The organism is Parapedobacter sp. 2B3 (genome assembly GCF_041925275.1).
GTDB lineage: Bacteria > Bacteroidota > Bacteroidia > Sphingobacteriales > Sphingobacteriaceae > Parapedobacter > Parapedobacter pyrenivorans_A.
This window is the reverse complement of record NZ_JBHEUZ010000051.1, coordinates 1-1,515: the sequence shown is the minus strand read 5'-3', so window position 1 is coordinate 1,515 and position 1,515 is coordinate 1. Positions and strand designations below refer to the sequence as shown.

The 1,515-nt window shown below is 61.0% G+C and carries 1 protein-coding gene; it reads right to left on the bottom strand.

The window, feature by feature from the left end:
- Positions 1 to 1,515: beta strand repeat-containing protein (locus ACEVG1_RS20980; RefSeq protein ID WP_374745688.1), on the bottom strand; the 1,515-nt coding region annotated here is incomplete at both ends.

Below are 1,515 nucleotides of genomic sequence, written 5' to 3'. Positions count from 1 at the left end.
TGCCAGCCGCGTCCTTCAGCTGCACCGTGATGGTACTATTGCCATCCGTGGTCATGCTCGGCGGAACAGCCGTGATCTCGGTGGTGGCAGCGGAAGCTGCACCCACCGTGATGCTCACCGTGGCGTTATCCGTGATGTCCGTGCCGTCCAGCGTACCGGTGATGGTAGCCGTACCCGTAGCAGTAGACGTCAGTGTAGCCGTGTACGTGCCGTTGTTGTTATCCGTAACCGTACCCAGCGTGCCGATTGTCGTGCTCAGCGCAACCGTGCCCGCAGAAGCCGCCAGGTCGTTGCCAGCCGCATCCTTCAGCTGCACGGTGATGGTCGATGAGCCGTCGGTCGTCATGCCGGTCGGAACAGCCGTGATCGTGGTAGTGGCCACAGCCGCTACCCCTACACCGATCGTAACCGTGGCATCGTCCGTGATGTCCGTGCCATCCAGTGTACCGGTGATGGTGGCCGTACCCGTAGCGGTGGACGTCAGCGTGGCCGTGTACGTACCGTTGTTGTTATCCGTAACCGTACCCAGTGTACCGATGGTCGTGCTCAGCGCAACCGTGCCCGCAGAAGCCGCCAGGTTGTTGCCAGCTGCGTCTTTCAGCTGCACCGTGACCGTGGATGAACCGTCCGTGGTTATGCTTGTCGGAACAGCCGTGATCGTTGTGGTGGTAACGGAAGCGGAGCCCACCGTGATGCTCACCGTGGCGTTATCCGTGATGTCCGTGCCGTCCAGCGTACCGGTGATGGTAGCCGTACCCGTAGCAGTAGACGTCAGTGTAGCCGTGTACGTACCGTTGTTGTTATCCGTAACCGTGCCCAGCGTACCAACCGTCGTGCTCAGCGCAACCGTGCCCGAAGAAGCCGTCAGGTTGTTGCCAGCCGCGTCTTTCAGCTGCACCGTGATGGTACTATTGCCATCCGTGGTCATGCTCGGCGGAATAGCCGTGATTGTCGTAGTACTTACAGCCGCCGCTCCCACACCGATCGTAACCGTGGCATCGTCCGCGATGGTCGTGCCATCCAGCGTACCCGTGATGGTAGCCGTACCCGTAGCGGTGGACGTCAGCGTGGCCGTGTACGTACCGTTGTTGTTATCCGTAACCGTGCCCAGCGTACCGATGGTCGTGCTCAGCGCAACCGTACCCGCAGAAGCCGTCAGGTTGTTGCCAGCCGCGTCTTTCAGCTGCACCGTGATGGTACTATTGCCATCCGTGGTCATGCTCGGCGGAATAGCCGTGATTGTCGTAGTACTTACAGCCGCCGCTCCCACACCGATCGTAACCGTGGCATCGTCCGCGATGGTCGTGCCATCCAGCGTACCCGTGATGGTAGCCGTACCCGTAGCGGTGGACGTCAGCGTGGCCGTGTACGTACCGTTGTTGTTATCCGTAACCGTGCCCAGCGTACCGATGGTCGTGCTCAGCGCAACCGTGCCCGCAGAAGCCGCCAGGTTGTTGCCAGCCGCGTCCTTCAGCTGCACCGTGATGGTACTATTGCCATCCGTGGTCATGCTCG